The organism is Proteus vulgaris, from assembly GCF_016239305.1.
GTDB lineage: Bacteria > Pseudomonadota > Gammaproteobacteria > Enterobacterales > Enterobacteriaceae > Proteus > Proteus vulgaris_C.
In genome coordinates this window covers 1-18,743 of record NZ_JAEHOQ010000021.1, presented here as the reverse complement: position 1 = coordinate 18,743, position 18,743 = coordinate 1, and the positions used below count along the sequence as shown (strand labels likewise).

The 18,743-nt window shown below is 36.5% G+C and carries 20 protein-coding genes and 2 tRNA genes; 9 read left to right on the top strand and 13 right to left on the bottom strand.

Features of this window, described 5'->3' with window-relative positions:
- Positions 1-110 precede the first annotated feature (110 nt).
- From JEP40_RS14580 to JEP40_RS14555, 6 genes are all read right to left on the bottom strand, one after another.
- Entirely contained in the window at positions 111-350 is a 240-nt protein-coding gene (locus JEP40_RS14580) for a major outer membrane lipoprotein (RefSeq protein ID WP_036937280.1), read from the bottom strand.
- Positions 351-614: 264 nt separating this feature from the next.
- Complete coding sequence (locus tag JEP40_RS14575; protein WP_198624112.1) at positions 615-1,673, bottom strand: linear amide C-N hydrolase; 1,059 nt, start codon at positions 1,671-1,673, stop codon at positions 615-617.
- A gap of 150 nt (positions 1,674-1,823) precedes the next feature.
- On the bottom strand, positions 1,824-3,236 hold the full coding sequence (pykF, locus tag JEP40_RS14570) for a pyruvate kinase PykF (RefSeq protein WP_198624111.1): 1,413 nt from the start codon (positions 3,234-3,236) through the stop codon (positions 1,824-1,826).
- A gap of 458 nt (positions 3,237-3,694) precedes the next feature.
- Positions 3,695-3,771: transfer RNA gene (locus tag JEP40_RS14565), tRNA-Val, on the bottom strand.
- Positions 3,772-3,800: 29 nt separating this feature from the next.
- Positions 3,801-3,877, bottom strand: a tRNA-Val gene (locus tag JEP40_RS14560).
- A 149-nt stretch (positions 3,878-4,026) separates the two neighbouring features.
- Positions 4,027-5,400, bottom strand: coding sequence for an MATE family efflux transporter (locus JEP40_RS14555; RefSeq protein WP_198624110.1), 1,374 nt, complete (start codon positions 5,398-5,400; stop codon positions 4,027-4,029).
- A gap of 313 nt (positions 5,401-5,713) precedes the next feature.
- On the opposite strand from JEP40_RS14555, the gene JEP40_RS14550 reads away from it, so the two are divergent.
- The gene (locus tag JEP40_RS14550; protein ID WP_198624109.1) at positions 5,714-6,364 is read left to right on the top strand and encodes a riboflavin synthase subunit alpha; all 651 of its coding nucleotides are present in this window, start codon (positions 5,714-5,716) and stop codon (positions 6,362-6,364) included.
- 95 nt (positions 6,365-6,459) lie between these two features.
- On the opposite strand, the gene cfa is transcribed toward JEP40_RS14550, so the two are convergent.
- Together cfa and punC are read right to left on the bottom strand one after the other, a co-directional pair.
- Positions 6,460-7,614: a cyclopropane fatty acyl phospholipid synthase gene (cfa, locus tag JEP40_RS14545; protein WP_198624108.1), complete on the bottom strand. Its 1,155-nt coding sequence runs from the start codon at positions 7,612-7,614 to the stop codon at positions 6,460-6,462.
- Between the two features lie 306 nt (positions 7,615-7,920).
- Positions 7,921-9,138 carry a purine nucleoside transporter PunC gene (punC, locus tag JEP40_RS14540; RefSeq protein WP_109408699.1) on the bottom strand — a complete coding sequence of 406 codons (1,218 nt, stop codon included), beginning with the start codon at positions 9,136-9,138 and terminating at the stop codon, positions 7,921-7,923.
- Between the two features lie 118 nt (positions 9,139-9,256).
- Here punC and punR point away from each other — a divergent pair, with 118 nt between their 5' ends.
- Entirely contained in the window at positions 9,257-10,159 is a 903-nt protein-coding gene (gene punR / locus JEP40_RS14535) for a DNA-binding transcriptional activator PunR (protein WP_072070292.1), read from the top strand.
- 22 nt (positions 10,160-10,181) lie between these two features.
- On the opposite strand, the gene purR is transcribed toward punR, so the two are convergent.
- Positions 10,182-11,207, bottom strand: a complete 1,026-nt coding sequence (gene purR, locus JEP40_RS14530) for an HTH-type transcriptional repressor PurR (protein WP_036937255.1) — start codon at positions 11,205-11,207, stop codon at positions 10,182-10,184.
- Positions 11,208-11,475: 268 nt separating this feature from the next.
- On the opposite strand from purR, the gene JEP40_RS19285 reads away from it, so the two are divergent.
- Positions 11,476-11,559, top strand: coding sequence for a YnhF family membrane protein (locus JEP40_RS19285; protein ID WP_103004765.1), 84 nt, complete (start codon positions 11,476-11,478; stop codon positions 11,557-11,559).
- 137 nt (positions 11,560-11,696) lie between these two features.
- Here JEP40_RS19285 and sodB read toward each other — a convergent pair whose 3' ends face one another.
- On the bottom strand, positions 11,697-12,275 hold the full coding sequence (sodB, locus tag JEP40_RS14520) for a superoxide dismutase [Fe] (RefSeq protein WP_072062546.1): 579 nt from the start codon (positions 12,273-12,275) through the stop codon (positions 11,697-11,699).
- 376 nt (positions 12,276-12,651) lie between these two features.
- On the opposite strand from sodB, the gene JEP40_RS14515 reads away from it, so the two are divergent.
- The 3 genes from JEP40_RS14515 to JEP40_RS14505 all read left to right on the top strand — a co-directional run bounded on the left by JEP40_RS14515 (position 12,652) and on the right by JEP40_RS14505 (position 14,149).
- Positions 12,652-13,176, top strand: a complete 525-nt coding sequence (locus tag JEP40_RS14515) for a hypothetical protein (RefSeq protein WP_198624107.1) — start codon at positions 12,652-12,654, stop codon at positions 13,174-13,176.
- A gap of 29 nt (positions 13,177-13,205) precedes the next feature.
- The gene (locus JEP40_RS14510; RefSeq protein ID WP_198624106.1) at positions 13,206-13,565 is read left to right on the top strand and encodes a hypothetical protein; all 360 of its coding nucleotides are present in this window, start codon (positions 13,206-13,208) and stop codon (positions 13,563-13,565) included.
- 113 nt (positions 13,566-13,678) lie between these two features.
- A complete protein-coding gene (locus tag JEP40_RS14505; protein ID WP_198624105.1) occupies positions 13,679-14,149 on the top strand; it encodes a hypothetical protein in 471 nt (156 codons plus the stop codon).
- Between the two features lie 182 nt (positions 14,150-14,331).
- Here JEP40_RS14505 and JEP40_RS14500 read toward each other — a convergent pair whose 3' ends face one another.
- A complete protein-coding gene (locus JEP40_RS14500; RefSeq protein WP_198624104.1) occupies positions 14,332-15,147 on the bottom strand; it encodes a sulfite exporter TauE/SafE family protein in 816 nt (271 codons plus the stop codon).
- Positions 15,148-15,842: 695 nt separating this feature from the next.
- Here JEP40_RS14500 and JEP40_RS14495 point away from each other — a divergent pair.
- On the top strand, positions 15,843-16,307 hold the full coding sequence (locus tag JEP40_RS14495) for an OB-fold protein (protein WP_198624103.1): 465 nt from the start codon (positions 15,843-15,845) through the stop codon (positions 16,305-16,307).
- Between the two features lie 349 nt (positions 16,308-16,656).
- Positions 16,657-16,995: a Grx4 family monothiol glutaredoxin gene (locus JEP40_RS14490; RefSeq protein ID WP_072070287.1), complete on the top strand. Its 339-nt coding sequence runs from the start codon at positions 16,657-16,659 to the stop codon at positions 16,993-16,995.
- A 133-nt stretch (positions 16,996-17,128) separates the two neighbouring features.
- Here JEP40_RS14490 and rnt read toward each other — a convergent pair whose 3' ends face one another.
- Both rnt and gloA read right to left on the bottom strand, forming a co-directional pair.
- Positions 17,129-17,767 (bottom strand): ribonuclease T, encoded by a 639-nt coding sequence (gene rnt / locus JEP40_RS14485; protein WP_198624102.1) that lies wholly within the window; start codon positions 17,765-17,767, stop codon positions 17,129-17,131.
- A gap of 94 nt (positions 17,768-17,861) precedes the next feature.
- Positions 17,862-18,269 (bottom strand): lactoylglutathione lyase, encoded by a 408-nt coding sequence (gene gloA, locus JEP40_RS14480; protein ID WP_036937247.1) that lies wholly within the window; start codon positions 18,267-18,269, stop codon positions 17,862-17,864.
- Positions 18,270-18,452: 183 nt separating this feature from the next.
- Between gloA and JEP40_RS14475 the strand changes: the two genes are divergently transcribed.
- The gene (locus tag JEP40_RS14475; RefSeq protein WP_198624101.1) at positions 18,453-18,692 is read left to right on the top strand and encodes a DUF1289 domain-containing protein; all 240 of its coding nucleotides are present in this window, start codon (positions 18,453-18,455) and stop codon (positions 18,690-18,692) included.
- The last annotated feature ends 51 nt before the right edge of the window (positions 18,693-18,743 follow it).

Sequence of the window (18,743 nt, the reverse complement as noted above, 5' to 3'; positions counted from 1 at the left end):
AGAATATAATTTTATATAAAACCTAATAGTGTACAAACCAAAGCCCTAACATTGTTAGGGCTTTGTGATTAATGCTTACCTAAAGCTTTTTAGCTTATCGGTGAGTCAAACTACTTTTTATAAGTAGTGACTTGGTTATCTAAACGTTGATTAGCACGAGCTGCTTCGTCATAAGCTGATTTAGCTTCAGCACGAGCAGATTGTACATCACTACTCAGTTGCTGAACTTGAGAATTCAGGCTACTTACATCAGAAGAGATTTGATCTAACTGTGCATTATTACTAGAAGAACAACCTGCCAATAAGCCTGAAGCCAGAATTACCGCACCTAGTACAAGTTTCGCTTTCATAGTTACAACCTCTATTATTAATTTGTGTAAAGGAACAAGTAGCATTTATATGAAGCCACTAATAAGTATGGCACAGATATAAGAAAATGCTGGATTTATTTACCATATTCTACTTACTCATTAACTGAACAATAGGAAAAATAGCACCTAAAACGCAAATATTCAGTACAAAAAATGCGTGTTATTTCACAAAAGAATTTTATTCATAAAAGTCTGATAGAAAAACATATTATCTGTGCTTTTCATTATTATTCACGCTTTTATCTATAAATCACCTTTTAAATTTACTTTTATGAAAATAGGTTCTGCTTCATTTTTAAATGCTTCAAGCGTAAATTTTTGGAAGTTGAGATTGTTATATCCTCTAAAAAAGAGTATTCCTCGTTCTAAATCGGTGAGCGTTGTCCACACTGAAAATTCACTTGTATGAAGCGCTTTTAACGTGTCATGGCCTAGCAATGGATCGATTGTGGAATTTTTAGGGCGATCAAAACGGTTCATGATATGGGCTAATTCAATGAGTTGTATATCAGGATCAGACACTTGGTGGTAATAAGTTGTATAGTAAACGGCACGAATAAATCTATCGACAGAAGTATCAGAGCTTGGTAGGGAAGCTAAAGCAATCCCGCTATCTGGTTGTTTGACCTTTACATTTCCCAATGTGCTGGTGGAGATATTAACATTAGAAAGATGAGTGTAATTATTTAAGTTAGTAAGATGCCATGGAAATAATGGGCCATTGGTCATGCAATAAGTTGGATTGTCATAAATATGTAAACGACCATCAGAAACCTCAACAACAATACAAGCTCCAGTTTTATCGTAAAAAGCATAATGAAAAGGGCTGGGTAAATTACGTAAAAGTAATAGTTTTTGTGACCAAAAAACCGTTTTAGGAATGGCTTGTCTTAGCTCTTCAACGGTTGCATATTGTGCTAAAGCCCATTCACCGATTGCTGCAATTGGCACTGACGTTGCGTAATCTTGAGGGAGAATATCGTCGAGCTTTGAATCAGGAAGCATATTCAAGCTAAAAGAAAGTCCTTGAGTATTGACGCCCTCAAGTACGTCTTTTGTCCCTTCTAAATTAATTGGCGCTGTAATGGCAATAAAAGGGTATTTAACGGCATATTTTAGTCCTGGTGTGCCGTCAGGAGCATTTTGTTGGAAAGTATGTGCTTTAGGATAATATGCAAATATTGAAGCGGGTTTGTCTGTTGAGAACTCCATTGTTCTACCATGGTAAATACGACTTTTTTTATCTTTAATCGCAAGGGTAGTACAAGCAAAGACATTAGAATTTATTGTGTCATCAGACATTTTATATCCTTATTTAGCGTATATGAATAAAAGGCTTACTAAAAAGATAGAAGAAGTGGCAAAGAAAAGAGAAAAAATAAATGGAATGTAAGTAAATAATAAAAAACGCCACTTAAAAAGTGGCGTTTGAACAATTAATGTATTGTTAAATTACAGAACGTGAACAGATGAAGTATTTGTTGTACCGCTATCAACTAATGCACCTGTTACCATAACAACGCGATCGCCTGTATGAGCTAAACCACTCGCTAATGCGGCTTCTTTACCAATGCGATAGAAGTCATCAGTAGAAGAAATTTCGTTAACTAATTGAGTTGTAACACCTTTAACTAACAGAAGTTGACGAGCGGTTTCTTCGTTGTTTGTTAAGGCTAAAATTGGTGCTGTTGGGAAATATTTACGGATAGAACGTGCTGATTTACCACCGAAAGTAGCAACAACAATCAGAGGTGCATCTAAGTTCTCAGCCATTTCAACCGCACCGCGACAAACTGCTTCAGTTACGCGTAATTTCGCAGCTGTTTGTTTGTAATCAAGGCGAGATTGCATGATACGGTCAGTACGATCACAAATCGTAGCCATGATAGTAACCGCTTCTACTGGGTATTTACCTTTTGCACTTTCGCCTGAGAGCATAACAGCATCAGTACCATCTAAGATAGCATTCGCAACGTCACCCGCTTCAGCACGAGTAGGACGTGGGTTTTTGATCATCGAATCTAACATTTGCGTTGCAGTGATAACCACTTTGCGCGCCGCGTTACATTTTTCGATCATCATTTTTTGCGCAAAAATAACTTCTTCAACAGGAATTTCAACACCTAAGTCACCACGTGCAACCATGATACCGTCAGAAGCTTCTAAAATTTCATCGAAATTATTCAGGCCTTCTTGGTTCTCAATTTTTGAGATGATCATGATGTTTTCGCCACCGTGTGCCTTTAAGTGTGCACGCATTTCTTCAACATCAGAACGTTTACGAATGAATGAAGCTGCAACAAAGTCAACGCCTTGTTCACAACCAAAGATAAGATCTTGTTTATCTTTTTCTGCTAATGCAGGTAAACCGATAGAAACGCCAGGTAAGTTAACGCCTTTGTTTTCACCTAAGTCACCGTTGTTTAAAACTTCACAAACAACTTCAGTATCAGTAACTTTTGTTACTTTCATACCGATAAGGCCATCATCAACTAATACAGTATTACCAACGGTTAAATCTTTTGCGAAACCTTCATAAGTTACAGCGACACGATCTTTATTACCAACAACAGATTTGTCTGTAGTAAAAGTGAAAGTTTGGCCAGCAACTAAAGCGACATCGTTACCACCTTCTAATTTAATGGTACGGATTTCTGGGCCTTTAGTATCTAATAAAATAGCGGCTTTTTTGCCTGTTTTAGCACAAACGTTACGCAGGTTTTTGATACGGTTGCCATGCTCTTCATAGTCACCGTGAGAGAAGTTTAGACGCATAACATTCATGCCCGCGTCCAGTAATTGATTCAGTTTTTCTTCAGATTCGGTTTTTGGTCCGATGGTGCAAACAATTTTTGTCTTTTTCATGGCAGTCTATTTAATGGTTGTATTGTAATGGATGAATAAGGGTTAATGTCGCTGATTTTTAATCAACTGTGCGAAACAGAATATGTAAACTCATCTCTAATGGATAAGTTGCGCAACATGTTAATGTTCCAGCAACATCATAAAAAACTTATCACTATTTTGTATCAAAGGTTGGTAGACATCATACATTATAGTCTATCACGATTCATTTGTTCTGTTTTCTAAAGATGCCTGTAAATCAACACGCTGAAACCTTTCAACAAAATTATGTTTCGTATTATAGAGGTTAATTTCTATGAATAAAATCGAAAAAAGGTAAATTTAAGTGATGTGATCAAAATACGGTGCTGACTGCTTGTTTTTTAAACATTTTGTTGCGCAATAAATTTTTGCAAGCTGAATTAATTATTTTGTAGGGTAGGTAAGATGAGTAAAAATCAGAAAAAGAGAAAGAAAAATGGTGCGTCCAAGTGGACTCGAACCACCGACCCCCACCATGTCAAGGTGGTGCTCTAACCAACTGAGCTATGGACGCACTGTATTGAGATGTTGTTGAAAAATAAATGGTGCGTCCAAGTGGACTCGAACCACCGACCCCCACCATGTCAAGGTGGTGCTCTAACCAACTGAGCTATGGACGCATTATCTATTCTGGGTAACAACGGGAACGAATATTAACGAGATGATCCGATTCTGGCAAGAGGAAAAACACAAATTTATACTCAACTGCTCGTATTTAAAGCTATTTGTTGATATTTGTGTCATTCTCTTGCCGAATTAACCTTTTTGTTTAACGTTCTGAGCGTAATAACACCACTTCATCAGATTGACGTTGGATCCACCAAATACGAGAACCCATCATAATTGCGGATGCAGTTAAGCCAAGAATAAAGCCAATCCAGAAACCGGCTGGGCCCATCGCTTCAACAACGTAATCAGTACGACCTAAGATATAACCTGAAGGTAGACCAATGACCCAATAGGCAATAAAAGTAATAAAGAAGATAGAACGTGTATCTTTATACCCACGTAACACACCCGAGCCAATAACTTGCACCGAATCTGATAACTGGTAAAGCGCAGCGAATAACATTAGATGAGAGGCCAGTGTCACGACTTCAATATTATCGTTATACATTAAGGCAATTTTTTCTCTAAAGATAATAGAGAAAACGGCGGTACAACTTGCCAGTATTAAACCAACCACAAGGGCTGTAATTGCTGAAATACGAGCCTGCTCTGTAGAACGTTGTCCTAAGTTATAACCCACACGGATAGTTGCCGCTATACCTAACGATAAAGGGAACATAAACATCAATGAGCTAAAATTCAGTGCGATTTGATGGCTTGCAACTGCAGTAACGCCCAAAGGTGATACTAATAATGCAACAACGGCGAACAGTGTGACTTCAAAGAATAAAGCTAAACCAACAGGTAGGCCTAAAAAAGTAATACGTTTTATGGTATGAAATTGTGGAAGCACTAACCGTTTTACTGGCATTACATCCCGCTGTGTTGGTGCCCTGCGTACGTAATAACGCATCATCAAGAACATTGCCCAGAAAACAGAGGCAGTTGCGACACCACAACCAATACCCCCTAATTGTGGCGCACCAAATTTACCGTAAATAAAGGCGTAGTTAACAGGGATATTAATTAATAAGCCAACAAAACCAATGATCATACCGGGTTTCGTTTTGGATAACCCTTCACATTGACTTCGCAGAACTTGATAATAAAGACAGCCAGGAGCACCCCACATAATGGCGTGGATAAAGCCAATGGCTTTTTCCGCCAATTCGGGTTCAATATCATGCTGTGCTTCAATAATAAATCGGCTGTTATAAAGTATGGCTATAACCATAATTGATAAGAACGTCGCGAGCCAAAAACCTTGCTGTGTACGATCTGCAATATGTTTTCGTTGCCCTGAGCCATTTAATTGTGCAACGATTGGCGTCAATGCCATTAATATGCCTTGACCCAGTAAAATCGTTGGTAACCAAATAGACGTACCTACTGCCACCGCTGACATTTCTGTCGCATTTACAGCACCCGCCATAACAGTATCAACCACACCCATTGCTGTTTGGGAAAATTGCGCGATGATAACGGGAATACCTAAAGCAAGTAAGCTACGCGCTTCTTTTATGTACTTCTGCACGCATACACCTTTATTTATTATAAGAAAAAGGAAGGAAAGGAAGAGAACAAACGCCATATTGTTAAAATGGCGTAAAGAGATCCTCAAGAACGCATATTCTAATGATAAAAGTTTAATTAGCAACGAAAGATGTTTAGCTTTTTAAACACAGGATTTTGATAATTTATTAGGTGTTTTTACGTTATATTTAACGGCAATTCTCAGCAAGGAATAAATACGATAATTGTTCCTTCGTATTAATAAGAGCTATGTTATTCTAACTAACATAAGCCTAAATTGAGTTTACCAGTTTATCTACCCAAGGAGATGTAAGATGTTTACAGGTATTGTTCAGGGAAAAGGGCGAGTTATTGCTATAGAAGATAAAGGCGATTTTCGTACCCATATCATTGAATTACCAAAAGAGTTAGTCGGTAACTTAGAAACAGGAGCCTCTGTTGCGAATAATGGTTGCTGTTTAACGGTTACTAAAATTGAAGGTACGCACATTAGCTTTGATTTAGTGAAAGAGACGTTACGTCTTACTAACCTTGGTGAATTAAACGTGGGCTCTGAAGTTAATATTGAACGCGCAGCTAAATACGGTGATGAAATAGGAGGGCATGTGATGTCTGGTCATATTGCCACAACTGCCGAAGTTGCCAAAATTATTACTTCAGAAAACAATTTACAAATTTGGTTTCGCATCTTTGATAAATCGATGATGAAATACATTTTGCATAAAGGCTTTATCGGTATTGATGGTATTAGTCTGACTATTGGTGATGTGGTTAATAATCGATTCTGTGTTCATCTAATTCCAGAAACACGTGATAGAACGACACTCGGTCGTAAACGCCTTGGCGATAAAGTGAATATTGAACTTGATCCTCAGACTCAAGCGATTGTGGATACAGTCGAACGTGTTATGGCACAGCAACAAGCTTTATTAGCAACACAACAAAGTGAAAACGAAGAGCAATAATGACATTATGACTTATTAGCTTTATTGTTTTTCAAGCCAGACTAAAGAGAAAGCCAGTTCAATTATTAAACTGGCTTTTTTGTTTTTAAGAAAAATCAACGTGGAATTTGTAAACCACCAATTTGCCCTTTAGGGCTCAACATGATTTGCCATAATTGAATATCTCTGGCTCTAAATGCACCAGCACAAGCATTTAGATAATAGCTAAACATGCGTTTAAAACGCGGTGTATAATTTGATTCAATTTCTGGCCAACAGGTTAAAAAGCGCTGATACCATGCCATTAGAGTTTTATCATAATCGGCACCAAAGTTGTGCCAATCTTCCATCACAAAATTACCGTCTATTGCATGTGCAATTTTTTGAATCGACGGCAAGCAACCATTAGGAAAAATATATTTACTTATCCAACTATCTACATTCACTTTATCGCGATTAGATCCGATGGTATGCAGTAAAAATAGACCGTCTTCTTTTAAGTTACGACGAACTACTTTAAAGTACGTCGCATAATTTTTAGGACCAACATGCTCAAACATACCGACAGAAACGATACGATCAAATTGTTCATGTAAATCGCGATAATCTTCTAAAATAATATTAACATCAAGTCCTTGGCATCGTGCTTGTGCCAATTTTTGCTGTTCAACAGAAATGGTGACACCTGTGACAGAAACACCAAAATGTTTTGCTGCGTAAGCGGCGAGCCCACCCCAACCACAACCGATATCTAATAAAGTCATACCGGGTTTCAAATCTAGCTTCCGGCAAATAAGATCTAATTTGTGCTCTTGAGCTTGCGTTAAGTTATCTGCATTTTTCCAATAGCCACAGGAATATTGCATATTAGGATCAAGCATAGATGTAAATAAATCATTACCAAGATCGTAATGCTCTTTACCAACCATCCATGCACGTTTTTGTGTTTGTAGATTAAAAAGACGGGCCGTCGCAATTTTGAAAATATCACGTAGGTTTTGTGGAAGCTTATTTTCAAGGCCTGCACGCAATACTTTATGAAAGAATATATCAAGTCGCTCACAATCCCACCAACCGTCCATATAGCTTTCACCGAGACCTAATGAGCCTTGTTGCAATACTCTTTTATAAAAATTTTGATTGTGAACCTGAATATCATAAGGTTCAGAGCCATTTACTCGAATATCTGCATGAGTTAATAGTTCTATAGCGATCCTTTTATAAGGATCATTAGAGGTCTTTCGGCCTTCTTCTACACAAGATGTACTCATATACTCTCCGGCGTAAACTAAGCGGGTTTTGAGACATAAAGCTAAGAAAGGATGTGTGCAGATTGACAGTATTAAAATGGTATTGTGTTCAATATGGATTGAACGAATAGAATTAATAAGACAACTAATCTGACATAATCAGCTAATAATCTGTTTAATGCCTCAAAATCCGAAAGAAAAATAAATAAAACGCCATTACAGCGTATAGGTAAGTATAGAGATGTGGATTACTTTTCTCTAGAAAAGAAAAAGGCCATTTTTTATAAAATGGCCTTTTTAAGAATATTCCTAAAATATGGAGTGCGGTTATTCTGCTGTTTGAACTGTGTGTTTGCTAACGGATTTATTACGCTGAATAAAGTAACCAACCGCCATTGGGATCGCAGTTAACGCCATAATTGCGGTGGTGTTAATAAGCGGTTGTTGGCTAATAAATGCAGACACGATAAAACTTGCTAAACTACAAAGGCCCAGTTGTAGCGCATTTTGTAATGCCGCAGCTTTACCACTGATTTCAGGATAAGCTGATAAAGCATTAGATACAGCAATTGGATAAGAAGCACCATTCATTGCAGCCATAATACAGAACGGAATTAAGATAGTGGTTAATGTTGGTTCAGTAAATTTAGCAACAAGATATAATGCAGTCATACTAACGGCATAACCAATTAACAGCAGGGGTAATAATGCCTTACCCGTCATTTTTGATAGTAAAATACGACAACCATAACCACCGACCATAAATGCAATAGTTTGTGGAATATAGCTTAAACCGATATCCTGTGGTGAGTAACCCATCTTCTCGAGAATAATAGGTGAACCTGCTAACCAAGCAAAGAAGCCTGCACTACAAGAAGCGTAAACTAATACGTTACCTGTATATAGAGGAGATTTCAGTAATGTCATAAATGACGCAGTAGATTGGTTTGCATCGGAGACTGATTTTTGTTTAATATTTTTCAGCATTAATGTTGGTAACATTAAAACAAGTGTTACTGCCATTAATAGCATGAAAATCATACGCCAGCCGCCGTGATTTAATAACGATGCACCAATTAAAGGGGCGAGCGCAGGTGATAATGCAACCAGTGGCATAATTAGAGCAAAAACATGTTGAGCGCGAGACTCATCAAAGCGATCAATAACTAATGCTTGCCAAATAACAGCCGCAGAGCAGACACCAAAGGCTTGTAAGAAGCGCATCGCAAGTAAGCCTGTTGCACTTTCAACCCACAACATACCAAGACAGCCTAAAGAGAAAAGGCTTAAACCAATAAGAAGAATAGGTTTACGACCGACTTTGTCAGAAAGTGGTCCCCAAAGTAATTGAGCAACAGCAAAACCAAATAAAAAGATACTTAAGCTATTACTGATAGCGCCTTCGCTGATAGCAAGTTCACGTTGCATCATACCGAATGCAGGCAAATACATATCAATTGCTAAGTAACCCAGCATACTCAAACCTGCTAGGTACACCATGAAGCTCATAGGTGTTTTTGATTGTGTGGACGTTTTAGTATTCATTTTATTTTCTATGCTATGTGATGTAGAACATTTTATGTATTGTAACTAAGACCTATTTTACTTGTGAAACGGGAATATTTGGTTAATGCTGTGAAAAATTTTCAAAGGAATAAACTCTATGTGGTCAGAATACTCTTTAGAAGTTGTTGATGCAGTCGCAAGAACAGGAAGTTTTAGCTCCGCTGCTCAAGAATTGCACAGAGTGCCCTCCGCCGTTAGTTATACTGTTCGGCAATTAGAGGAATGGCTTGCCGTTCCTTTATTTGAGCGTCGTCATCGTGATGTGGAATTAACCGATGCGGGTAAAATTTTCATCAAAGAAGCGCGATCTGTTATCAAAAAAATGAATGACACTCGACACCTATGCCAACAAGTTTCCAATGGATGGCGTGGTCAATTTAGTATAGCAGTTGATGGCATTGTTAAACCCGAAAGAACACAACAACTTATTCTCGATTTTTATCGCCATTTTCCTGATATTGAGTTATATGTCTACCCAGAAGTATTTAATGGGGTATGGGACTCCTTAGTTAATGGTCGTGTTGATTTGGCAATTGGTGCAACAAGAGCGTCACCTATTGGTGAGCGTTATAGTTTCAGGGATATGGGTTTTATGCCTTGGCGCTGTGTTTGTCATGTTGATCACCCATTAGCTAAAGCAGAGCATCCATTAACCGATGATGAAATGCGACCCTATCCTAGCTTATGTTTAGAGGATACATCACGTAGTTTACCAAAGCGTGACACTTGGGCGTTAAATAACCAACGTAGAATGGTTGTACCAACATGGGATATGGGGCTTGAGTGTTTGTTGGCAGGATTATGTGTAGGAATGGTGCCTTGGCATCGTGCTGAGCCATTGATAGCCCAAGGTAAGCTAGTTACATTAAAACTTGCACAGCCATTGCCAGACAGTCCATGCTGTCTGACGTGGGTTGATAAAAGTGAATCGCCTGCTTTGACGTGGTTGTTAGATTATCTTGGAGATAGCCAAACCTTAAATGAGGAATGGCTTCGCTAGATCTCAGTTAGCTGAATAGAAATTAGCGGCGATAGTCGATAAAAGGACCATCAGCAACTGAACGACGCTCAACCAATCGAGGATGTACTTCGATTGTTTGGGCATCTTCGCGTTTGTTAACGATGCGATCAAGCAACATTGATAAGGCCATTTGACCTAAACGTTCTTTAGGCTGGTGGACAGTGGTTAGTGCCGGGGTAAAATAACGTGCATTACGAATATTATCATAACCTACAATTGAAATATCAAAAGGAACACGTAAACCTAACTCATCCGCAGCACAGATTGCTCCCATTGCCATCACATCACCGCCACAAAAGACTGCAGTAGGGCGTTGTTTTTGATTTAGCATTTGATACATTGCTTTATAACCTGACTCAGGTTCAAAGTCACCTTGTACAATCCACTCATCTTTTACTGTGATCTTGGCTTCTTCCATGGCTTTTAAAAAACCTTGTAGACGGCCACCACCAGTATTGCGCTCTAATGGTCCAGGAATAATACCGATATCGCGATGACCTCGTTCAATAAGGTAACGGCCTGCGATATAACCACCATGAAAAGCGTTATCGATAATGGTATCTGTAAAGTCACCACGGGCTTTACCCCAATCCATGACAACCATGGGAATATTACGATAGCCTTCCAAAAGAGTCAGCAGATGATCGGGATATTCAGAACACATCACTAATAATCCATCAACACGTTTTTGTGCCAGCATCGCTAAATAGGCTTTTTGTTTATCAAGATTATTGTGTGAATTACATAAAATCAGTGTATAGCCTTTGCTATAACAACTGTTTTCAACTGCTTCAATCACTTCAGCAAAGTAAGGAGCTTCACTGGACGTGGCTAACAGGCCAATAGATTTGGTGTGATTGACTTTCAAACTACGCGCAACGGCACTAGGCGAATAATTTAATTCTTTTATAGCGGCCCAAACTGCTGCCCGTGTGTTCTCAGCAACAAAACGTGTTTTGTTGATCACATGAGAAACAGTCGTGGTTGATACGCCTGCGCGTTTTGCCACGTCTTTTATTGTTGCCATGGTGTGGAAAACTCCTGACCTTCATTGGTCTCTTTTATCTAATTTTGTGGTTTAACTGCCAGTATAGTCATACATAGGGCAAACACTGGCAATAATTTAGCGATTAGCTATGAATTTTGTATGATCTAGCTCAAAAGTGAAAGTATTAATCAATGTTATAAATTGTGCACTGGTCGCTATTTTAGCAAATTTTGATATGTGATAATAATTAACCATGACAAGGTTATGGTTAATAACGTGTATTATAATCATATTGAGGGAGATATAGATGGATACGGATCTGAAATTTGGTTTGAGCACAGCAGTAGCAGCGCTTGTTATGATTGTTTTATTTTCAACTATGTTGTTCTAATTACTGCTTTATGAAATATCCGATCAATTGAAATAATAAATTATCGAATATCTGAATATAACAAAGGGCTTAAGGCCCTTTGTTATTATGTCACCAAAAATGAATCGCAATCATTCACTTTTGATCACTAAGTTCCATTAAGCTAGGTTAGCTTCAACAAATGACCAGTTAACCAGTGCCCAGAACTCTTCTAAATATTTAACGCGTGCATTACGGTAGTCGATGTAGTAAGCGTGTTCCCACACATCCACAGTTAACAGAGGTTTGTCTGCACCTGAAACTGGGGTTGCCGCATTAGAGGTGTTAACAATTGCAACTGAACCGTCTGCTTTTTTAACTAACCAAGTCCAACCAGAACCGAAGTTTTTAGCAGCAGCATCATTAAATTGCTTTTTGAATTCTTCAAAAGAGCCAAATGCTTTGTTAATAGCATCAGCAATTTTACCTGTTGGTGCGCCACCTGCATTTGGTGCTAAACAGTTCCAGTAGAAAGTGTGATTCCATACTTGAGCCGCGTTATTGAAGATACCACCATCAGTAGATTTGATGATTTCTTCTAAAGATTTGCTTTCTAAATCAGTACCTTTAACCAGATTGTTTAAGTTGGTTACATAGGTTTGGTGATGTTTACCATAGTGGTATTCTAATGTTTCTTTAGAGATATGTGGCTCAAGAGCATCTAACGCATAAGGTAATTTTGGTAATTCGAAAGACATTGCGTACTCCTTTATACTATCTATTTCGGGTTTTGTGCCTGAAATCATTTCATCTAAATTGATAAAATGAGGCAAATGAATCACTAATTTGTTGCTATTTTGCTAATTATTTTAACAAAAACCTGCTGAAATAACAGCTAAATATATTTTATCTATAGTTATAAGCCATATAGATTAGTAATACTCATAAGAGTATATCCCTCTTGCCTACACGTAAAGTAGCAAAAGCGCATTTATAATGAGAGAAGCAAAAAAGGAGAGAGTAAATTTTATTCTATTAATATGATTTAATAGCGTCACCTAGTTTGGATGGATTGGGGTAAGAGACTACAATTGATACATCGTAACAAATTTATTCTCAAAGGAATGTACAAATATGAAAAAAATATTTATAGCTATTGGCATGATAATATTTTTATCTGGGTTTGGATTTAAAAGTAATGAACCTTTGAAATTAGATTTTGGAAGATCAATTGATGATATTCCTTTTATAAAAAATGGCGTGTGTGAAACAAAGGAAGATATTATCACTTGTTTTTTTAATAATGAGCCTCCGTTTGAAAAAGACTCTGATAGAAATGCATTAAAATTTTATAAGGGTAAGTTAATCGGCGTAAATCTATCCTATTTTGGTGGCAATGACATCGACTCTGTTTGTGATATTTTAGCTCAGAAAATGAAAAATATTTATCCTTTAGTTAAGGATAAAAAAGCATTGTTAGCTTTGGTAAATAACTGCAAGGAATTAGAAATAATCGAATATGAATCATTAAGTGAGAATAAAACATTTGTATTCTCTGAAATAGAGAATATTGAGGCTAAAGAAGGGAGCATAGAAATAATGTATTCACATAAGCCTTATTATTTATATATTTATCGTAGTAGCGATATTTTAGATTGAATTTACGTAAATAGAGTGTAGGAGTTAAAATGAGTTATAATATTGCACTATTTGATTTTCCTATTCCGAATGATTTTGAAAAAGCGTGTGAATACTTTGAAAAATATGAAGATGAAGATATTCAGGAAGTAAGCCTATCAATGTTGCATTTTTATCAAGAAATTTATCATCTATATCCGTGCCTTTGCGAATTACCCGATGATGAAATAGATGATAGTGTGTGGTGTGATGGGCCTTTAATTAATAACTTTATGACCAAAATCCCAGTTATTGGTTTTGTTTACTCTAAAGTAGATGAAGCTCTTCCTGTTGTTATTGAATTAGCAAATAAAATGGGAATTTCAGTCCTTGATTGGCAGCAAGGAACGGTATTTAATGCTAAACAATAAAAATAATATTTGAGATGATATAAGGGTTGACTTAAATTTGCCGACAATAGTTTAAGTTTTTTCAATGGAGTGATAAAAGCATGCACGGAAGTATTATTTTCAAGTATTTTTCTATGAAACGATTAGTCCAGAGTCTATTTCTACTTATTTTTTGTAGTGTGCTAAATGGCTGCGGCATGTTCTATGGCATTGCATGTAGTACCAGTATTTTATTGACACCGTCAGAATCGCAAGAAAAAATCTATATGCCGGAAGCTATTGTTAATCAAAATTATGATCAACAGGTTGAAATTGGCGTATTTTCTGGTTTAGCCCCCTATTATATTGTGGAAAACCCAGAATGGGTTACTGTGACATTAATGGTGAAAAATAAAGATGGGGAGTGGCTTTCTCTTATTACACATGAAGATTGGCAAAAGCATGTCATACGCCAAGAAGAGCGTCCTATCATTTTTGCTCGTTTACAAGGAACAGCACCTAAAAGTGGCAATGTACGGATAAAAATAAAAGCCACAGTAGGGCGTACTATGTGTGGTACAACGGATCCTGTTTTTGCTTTACAAGTCAAAGTGAGAAAAGAATAAAGCTATCCGTGATACTTAAATATATTTATTTTAATTAGGTGAAGATTACCTAATAAGACTCGTCCATTTTATTTTATCTATAAATACGCTAACTTACTAAAATCTAATACTATTATAAATATTAGATTTTAGTATTGTTTGTATAGAATAATTTAACGGAATATGATTTTTAGATCACTTGCTTACCCTGTAATAAGCGTATATAGCATTTTTACCACGACTAAAAATAGAAATAATGCAAATATTTGACGAACTCTTGGTATGGGAAGTCGATAAGCAACTTTAACACCGACAGGTGCGAAGAGTATGCTAGTTATACTTATTCCGATAAAGGCAGGTAAATAGATAAAACCCAAGTAATAGTCATCAATATTTGTTTGATTCCAACCGTAGACAATGCCCATTGTTGTGCCGATAGAAGCAATGATGACACCAATCATTGAAGAGGTTGCAATACATTTACGTGTATTAAATCCCCAATGACTTAAAAGAGGGATAGTAATAGTGCCACCAGCAATGCCGATAAAGCTGGATATAAAACCAATTAAAGAGCCACCACTTGTTAAGGCAGGTTTTGAAATAACGGGATCTTTTACGTTTTCAATGCGTTCCGCTTCTTTCTTTTTGGTTAATAAACCATAGATGGTATATACCATAAAAATACAGAATACGATTTGTAATATCGTGTTTGACATTTTCTGTACTAAAAATGTCCCTACAAGCATACCAATGATAGTGCCAATGGATAATAAAGGAAATTGTTGCCATAAAATGGCTTTATGCTTGTTATGGGAATACGCCGAAGACGCAGTGGAAAATATAATGACAGAAAATGAGGTAGATAAGGCTATCTTCATTATCATATCTGTTGGAATGGTTTGCTGGCTGACCACATACATAACCACTGGAACAATGATTGCACCGCCGCCAATACCAAGTAACCCAGCAAAAAAGCCAGTGATACATCCAACTAAAAGAAACAGTAAAATCATGTCCATAATTAATACTCATCAGGATTTATAACAAGCCTATCTATATACATTATATCTTTTTGGGAGGATAGCTTTAAAGCTCTAATTCTCAAAAACTCGACACTCAGGTTGTTGATTATTCCATAAACTACTATAACTGCCGTATGGCAGGCTTTTATTATTATCTTATATATAGAGATGCTTGTTTTTTATTTTTTTACATTATTCTTTATTTTTTAACTTGGTGAGATAAATAACTAAATGTACTCCAATAAAGATATTGTTTGGGCATTTTACGAGTGTTGCTACAATAAGTTTTGTATTTAAATCGGTATATTAAAATTGGATAAGTTAATTTAATGAGAAGTTTTAGTGGGGTGAAAAATTAGAGATCTAGAGATGAGTTGTCAAAATATAAAAATAAGTAAGTCAATGATAAATATGGATGAGAGAGAAAGTAATCGTAATTTGATATTTTTTTTATTTTTTTATGAAAAAACAATGTGACAAGACTTTTCTTATTTTAAATAATATAGTAGAAATTTATAGTGTTATTCTTTTGTATATTCAATTAATATAAAATAAAAACATTAAGCTTTTTTAAAGCGGTAATGCATTTCTCCACGATGTTGGCGAGGAAGTTTTTTATTTAATTAAGTGATTACTTATCTATTAGATCTCTATTTTTATATGTCTTTTTTTGACTTCGTAAAGGAATTTGTATGAAAAAGAAAGTGTTATTATTATCTATAATTACATTATTATCAGGGTGTAAAATAAACGAAGCTATCCGTTCAGTTAATAGTGCTGTAAACCAAATAGTTCCATCGATGGAATCGACAGTAACTGAAGCGACTTATGCAGGAATATGTAAGGACTTTAGTGATAATGAGATAGCCGCTAAGAAAAAATGGAGAGGAAAGTGGGTTATCTTGGAAGGAAGGGTGACTACGATTGCAAGTTTGGATGAGGTAGTCAGATATGACCTCTATAAACCAACACCACCTAAAGTCGTTGCTATTTCATTTAATAATAAAGCCAGTGCTTCATATACTTTAAAACCAAGTGAAGAAGAAAATGTTCTTAAAATTAAGAAAGGACAAACTGCAAAAATGAAAGGTGAAATAACGGATATTGCTAATACACTGGGTTGCTTGATCCTTTTGGACAACGGAACCATACAGTAATAATTCATGTAATTAAGCCAATCGATTCGAGTACTGAGAGTTTTCTCAATCGAAATATTCTCAGCCTCTTAATTGAGGCTTTTTTTCTAGCATTTTAGAAAGTGAATGTGCTGGTAGTAGGTAGTGAAATAATGAGATAAAACACACCCATAAACATCTGTAACGTATTGATTTATTTTTTATGTATTATCGTGTATTTTCTCGTCAATAGCATTGTGATTTAACACCAACCTATTGTTTTATATTGATAACTAAACTTATATAGAGCTTTCCAATATAAAGTGGTATTCTTCTTTCATGTTTTCCCCTATAAAGCATATTGAATATAAAAGGCTGTAAGGACTTACAAATGACGACTATTGAAAAAATTGAACGCCAGATCAATGAAAACCCAATTATTTTATACATGAAAGGTTCACCAAAATTACCAAGTTGCGGTTTTTCTGCTCAGGCAGTTCAAGCTATCTCTGCTTGTGGTGAGCGTTTTGCGTATGTTGATATCCTGCAAAACCCAGATATTCGTGCAGAATTACCAAAATATGCACACTGGCCAACTTTCCCACAATTATGGGTAGATGGTGAATTAGTCGGTGGATGTGACATCATTTTAGAAATGTATCAGCGCGGTGAATTACAGAAGTTATTAAAAGAGACTGCTGATAAATATCGCGGCGAAGAAGAAGCCTAATTATTGTTTTTTTCTTTTAGTATATTGGTATTGAAAGCGATAAAAAGAAATTAAGTATTCAATAAGAAAAGCCAGTTCAGTGATGAACTGGCTTTTTTCTGTTATTCATATCGTTATCATTGAAATGATAGGATTAAGGTGTTGGTAATGGCCATCCACCGAGTTTTTTCCAACGATTAACTAATTCACAAAAAAGTAATGATGTACGATTCGTATCATACAACGCACCATGAGCAAGTTTACTATCAAAAGGTATTCCTGCGGTGATACAGGCTTTAGCCAAAATAGTTTGCCCCAATACTAATCCACTTAATGCCGCAGTATCAAAGGTGGCAAAAGGGTGAAAAGGATTTCGTTTTAACCCGGCACGTTCTGTAGCCGCCATTACAAAGCTATGATCGAAATTTGCATTGTGCGCCACAATAATGGCACGGTTACAATCAGCATCCTTCATTCCTTTGCGTACCATTTTAAAAATAGCATGCAAGGCTTCATATTCACTGACTGCGCCACGAAGTGGGTTTGTTGGATCAATGCCTGTAAATTCTAAGGCAGCAGGTTCTAGATTAGCACCTTCAAAGGGATCAACATGAAAATGTAGCGTATTATCAGGTTTTAACCAACCTTGTTCATCCATTTTTAATGTAATGGCTGCAATTTCAAGTAAACCATCTGTTTTTGCATTAAATCCACCTGTCTCAACATCAATAACAACAGGGTAGTAACCTCGAAAACGGTTACAAAGCTTATTGGGATTATTTATTTCAGGCATCAAATTGTACTTATCCGATAAAAATAAAATATCGGAAATTAATAATAAGCAAGGCCAGAAAGATAAATAAATTATCTTTCTGGTTTAAATAAAATCAGTTACCTAGTGCGTGACTTGCACTTTTATTTTCGATGAGTTCGATTTTATACCCATCTGGATCTTCAACAAAAGCAATAATAGTTGAACCTCCTTTTACTGGGCCTGCGTCACGGGTAACATTACCGCCAGCTTGGCGAATCGCTTCACAGGTTGCTGCGACATCATCAACACCTAGCGCAACATGGCCAAAAGCCGTTCCCATTTCATAACTATTTACGCCCCAGTTATAGGTTAACTCAATAACTGCACCCGTGCTCTCATCACCATAGCCAACAAAAGCTAACGAGTATTTATATTCCTCATTCTCGCTAGTGCGTAGAAGTTGCATACCTAATACTTTGGTATAAAAATCGATAGAACGTTGTAAATCGCCTACACGAATCATGGTATGAAGTACTCGCATATAAACCTCTCGTGTTTTTTAATGATTAAACCTTACAGATAAACTGATGGCGCAGTACTATAGCGCGTTAAAGCCCTAAAGTTCAATTTTACTACACCCTTAACAGTTCAATCTGTGCATTGTGCAGATAATCTCTCCATTAACTATACTCTATAGTAACAAACAACAGGGGGGGGAAATCAAATGCAAGATCAATTAGAATTTTTTGATATTCCTAGCCCTTGTATTGGGCGCTGTGAAATGAATGCTCAAGGTTATTGCATGGGATGCTATCGTAATCGGCAAGAGCGATTTAATTGGTCAACGATGAGCGCGCAAGATAAAAGAAATGTATTACGCCTTTGTCAACAACGTTATTTAAGAACATTTAAAAAAGGAGGGGGGACAATAGAAAAAGAAAATGAACAACTTAATTTATTTTAAATCTTATACTTATTTTTTAATTTTGAAAAATAAATGAGGTACTGAATTAAT

What these genes read in the sequence shown, in the direction of transcription:
- JEP40_RS14580 (WP_036937280.1), bottom strand. Translation starts at nt 350, where the DNA reads ATGAAAGCGAAACTTGTACTAGGTGCGGTAATTCTGGCTTCAGGCTTA.
- JEP40_RS14575 (WP_198624112.1), bottom strand. Translation starts at nt 1,673, where the DNA reads ATGTCTGATGACACAATAAATTCTAATGTCTTTGCTTGTACTACCCTT.
- pykF (WP_198624111.1), bottom strand. Translation starts at nt 3,236, where the DNA reads ATGAAAAAGACAAAAATTGTTTGCACCATCGGACCAAAAACCGAATCT.
- JEP40_RS14550 (WP_198624109.1), top strand. Translation starts at nt 5,714, where the DNA reads ATGTTTACAGGTATTGTTCAGGGAAAAGGGCGAGTTATTGCTATAGAA.
- cfa (WP_198624108.1), bottom strand. Translation starts at nt 7,614, where the DNA reads ATGAGTACATCTTGTGTAGAAGAAGGCCGAAAGACCTCTAATGATCCT.
- punC (WP_109408699.1), bottom strand. Translation starts at nt 9,138, where the DNA reads ATGAATACTAAAACGTCCACACAATCAAAAACACCTATGAGCTTCATG.
- punR (WP_072070292.1), top strand. Translation starts at nt 9,257, where the DNA reads ATGTGGTCAGAATACTCTTTAGAAGTTGTTGATGCAGTCGCAAGAACA.
- purR (WP_036937255.1), bottom strand. Translation starts at nt 11,207, where the DNA reads ATGGCAACAATAAAAGACGTGGCAAAACGCGCAGGCGTATCAACCACG.
- JEP40_RS19285 (WP_103004765.1), top strand. Translation starts at nt 11,476, where the DNA reads ATGGATACGGATCTGAAATTTGGTTTGAGCACAGCAGTAGCAGCGCTT.
- sodB (WP_072062546.1), bottom strand. Translation starts at nt 12,275, where the DNA reads ATGTCTTTCGAATTACCAAAATTACCTTATGCGTTAGATGCTCTTGAG.
- JEP40_RS14515 (WP_198624107.1), top strand. Translation starts at nt 12,652, where the DNA reads ATGAAAAAAATATTTATAGCTATTGGCATGATAATATTTTTATCTGGG.
- JEP40_RS14510 (WP_198624106.1), top strand. Translation starts at nt 13,206, where the DNA reads ATGAGTTATAATATTGCACTATTTGATTTTCCTATTCCGAATGATTTT.
- JEP40_RS14505 (WP_198624105.1), top strand. Translation starts at nt 13,679, where the DNA reads ATGAAACGATTAGTCCAGAGTCTATTTCTACTTATTTTTTGTAGTGTG.
- JEP40_RS14500 (WP_198624104.1), bottom strand. Translation starts at nt 15,147, where the DNA reads ATGGACATGATTTTACTGTTTCTTTTAGTTGGATGTATCACTGGCTTT.
- JEP40_RS14495 (WP_198624103.1), top strand. Translation starts at nt 15,843, where the DNA reads ATGAAAAAGAAAGTGTTATTATTATCTATAATTACATTATTATCAGGG.
- JEP40_RS14490 (WP_072070287.1), top strand. Translation starts at nt 16,657, where the DNA reads ATGACGACTATTGAAAAAATTGAACGCCAGATCAATGAAAACCCAATT.
- rnt (WP_198624102.1), bottom strand. Translation starts at nt 17,767, where the DNA reads ATGCCTGAAATAAATAATCCCAATAAGCTTTGTAACCGTTTTCGAGGT.
- gloA (WP_036937247.1), bottom strand. Translation starts at nt 18,269, where the DNA reads ATGCGAGTACTTCATACCATGATTCGTGTAGGCGATTTACAACGTTCT.
- JEP40_RS14475 (WP_198624101.1), top strand. Translation starts at nt 18,453, where the DNA reads ATGCAAGATCAATTAGAATTTTTTGATATTCCTAGCCCTTGTATTGGG.